Origin of the sequence: uncultured Aquincola sp. (assembly GCF_964001545.1) — a bacterium.
Taxonomy (GTDB): domain Bacteria; phylum Pseudomonadota; class Gammaproteobacteria; order Burkholderiales; family Burkholderiaceae_C; genus Aquincola.
On record NZ_CAXFDV010000005.1, the window covers coordinates 1 to 2523 of the forward strand.

Here is a 2523-nt window from a genome sequence, read left to right on the forward strand (position 1 = left end):
GAACAGGGCGGCGGTGAGCAGCAGGCTGCACGGCTGCGCCAACGGCATCAGCGCCCTTTCACAGGTGGCGGCTGACGCGCACCGCCGCCGCCGAGCCCCCGGCCACGGTAGCGGCCCAGGTACGGGCGGCCAGCCGGCGCACCCCGCCGGAATGGCTTGGCGCCTGAGCCCGCCGCTGCCGGGCATCGTCGCGGTGGGCCACCTCGTCTGCCGGCAGGTCTCCAGCAGCTGTCGCAACGCGGGCAGGGTGCCTGGGTCCAGCGCATCGATCATGGCCACCTGGGCGGCGTAATGCGCATCGACGAAGGTCTCGACCGACTCGATCGTGGCGTACACCGCGCGCGGACCCAGCAGCGCCGGCAAGGCGCCGGTCAGCCAGCCGGCCAGCCGCCACAAAGGCAGCAGGCGGCTGCGCTGCGCAGGCGGCACCACGGCTTCGATCAGTGCCAGGTGCTGCCGCTCGGTGTGCAGGTGCTGCTGGGCGAAAGCCCGCAGGTCGGCGTCGCGCGTCACGGCCAGCACGCCGCGGTAGATCATCACCGCGCCGGCTTCACCGGCATGGTCGGTGCGCAGCTCGCGCTGCAGGGCCTGCGGCCAGGGTTCGGGCTGACGGGCCGCCGCCCGGCCGCGCCACAAGGGCCGCACGGTCAGGAACAGGCGGTACAGGCCTTCCATGACCAGCGTGGCCCCGGGCAGGCGCGCCAGCAACGCCAGACCGCGAAAGGCCGGCAGCCGCTGCCAGACGGCGACGAAGGCCTGCGCGCCGCTGAGCACGCGGCCGTCGGGCAGGCGCACATGCAGCCGGGCCTGCGCCTGCTCCCGCGGCAGTTGCGGGCCCAGCTCCTCGGCGCCGCAGCCTGCAGCGTCCACCCACCGCAGTTGATCGCCACCGCGGGTGCGCTGGTAAGCCGCAATCTCGCGCGAGCACAGCGGACAGGCGCCGTCGTAGTACACGCAGGGCGCGTCTGCGCCGGGCGCGGCTGGAGCTGAGGCGGGATGTGGCGTTGTCACGCCGTGCAGTCTGGGCCAAGGGCGCGGCGCGCGGCTGGCCCGGCGGCAATGGCCCCGATCGATGCCAGCGCAAGCCGCTTCGTTGGCGGGTCAGGCCGACCGTGGCTCGGCGCTCAAGGTGAGCGCGGCGCTGCCCACCGCAGCTGCGCCCAGCGTGGCCACCAGCGCTGCCATCCGGCTGCCAGCGTCGGCCGGGGCCGTGCAGGCCGCGCAGTCGTCGGACCAGCCGCAGCGCTGCGCGGCAACGCCAGGTCGGTCCACAGGTCTTCGGGCGGCTCGGTGAACCACCAGGCGGCGGGCAAGGTGGCGCTGAAGTCGGCTTCGGTGTCGTTCATGATTCCGACCGGTGATGACACCCTGGGACAGTACGCACGGAAGATCACAGGTCGGTGACAGCAGCCTGGGGGCGCAATGTCAGCATCGATCGCGATATTGACGACAATCAATATTATGTCAATACTCTGACGCAGCCGGGCTGCGTCTTGCTGCCCGCCAACCGCTGTCGGACAAGCCCCGCGCCATCAACTGGCGCGCACCGGCTGCCTGTAGATACCGCTCAGCCCATGATGTTGGCGACGGCACTCCCGCCCCGCCACCCATCGCCCACTTGAAACGAGACCCGATTCCCGCCCAGCCCATGGACCTCACCGCTCGCGGCATGGTCCGCGTCCGCGGCGCCCGCGAGCACAACCTGAAGGACGTGGACGTCGACATCCCGCGCGATGCGCTGGTGGTGTTCACCGGCGTGTCGGGCTCGGGCAAGTCGTCGCTGGCCTTCGGCACGCTGTACGCCGAGGCGCAGCGGCGCTACTTCGAGTCGGTGTCGCCGTATGCCCGCCGGCTGATCGACCAGGTGGGCGTGCCGGATGTGGACAGCATCGATGGCCTGCCGCCGGCGGTGTCGCTGCAGCAGCAGCGCGGCACGCCCAATGCGCGCTCGTCGGTGGGCAGCGTCACCACGCTGTCGAGTTCGCTGCGGCTGCTGTATTCGCGTGCCGGCAGCTACCCGCCCGGGCAGCCGATGCTGTACGCGGAAGACTTTTCGCCCAACACGCCGCAAGGCGCCTGCCCCGAATGCCATGGCGTCGGCCGCGTGTTCGAGGTGAGCGAACGCACCATGGTTCCCGACGATTCACTCACCATCCGCGAGCGGGCGGTGGCCGCCTGGCCCACGGCCTGGCAGGGCCAGAACCTGCGCGACATCCTCGTCACGCTGGGCCATGACGTGGACGTGCCCTGGCGCGACCTGCCCCGCAAGACACGCGACTGGATCCTGTTCACCGAAGAGCAGCCCACGGTGCCGGTGTACGCCGGCCTGACGCCCGCGCAAACGCGCGAAGCGCTGCGCCGCAAGCTGGAGCCCAGCTACCAGGGCACCTTCACCGGTGCGCGCCGGCATGTGCTGCACACCTTCAGCCATTCCAACAGCGCGCTGATGAAGCGCCGCGCCGCCCGTTTCATGCTCGCCAGCCCCTGCCCGCTGTGCCACGGCAAGCGGCTCAAGCCCGAGGC

Annotated in this window: 2 protein-coding genes and 1 pseudogene; 1 reads left to right on the top strand and 2 read right to left on the bottom strand. The window is 71.4% G+C overall.

All coding sequences use genetic code 11. The features are described from left to right. Together ABNT58_RS00170 and ABNT58_RS00175 are read right to left on the bottom strand one after the other, a co-directional pair. Positions 1 to 954, bottom strand: a 954-nt coding sequence (locus tag ABNT58_RS00170) for a demethoxyubiquinone hydroxylase family protein (RefSeq protein WP_348751499.1), incomplete at its 3' end; no start/stop codon positions are given. A gap of 170 nt (positions 955 to 1124) precedes the next feature. Continuing rightward, entirely contained in the window at positions 1125 to 1346 is a 222-nt protein-coding gene (locus tag ABNT58_RS00175) for a hypothetical protein (protein WP_348751500.1), read from the bottom strand. Positions 1347 to 1648: 302 nt separating this feature from the next. Between ABNT58_RS00175 and ABNT58_RS00180 the strand changes: the two are divergent. After that, positions 1649 to 2523 (top strand): annotated as a pseudogene (locus ABNT58_RS00180) (excinuclease ABC subunit A); the annotation flags it as partial.

Coding starts and splice junctions, on each gene's coding strand:
- ABNT58_RS00175 (WP_348751500.1), bottom strand. CDS start 1,346: ATGAACGACACCGAAGCCGACTTCAGCGCCACCTTGCCCGCCGCCTGG.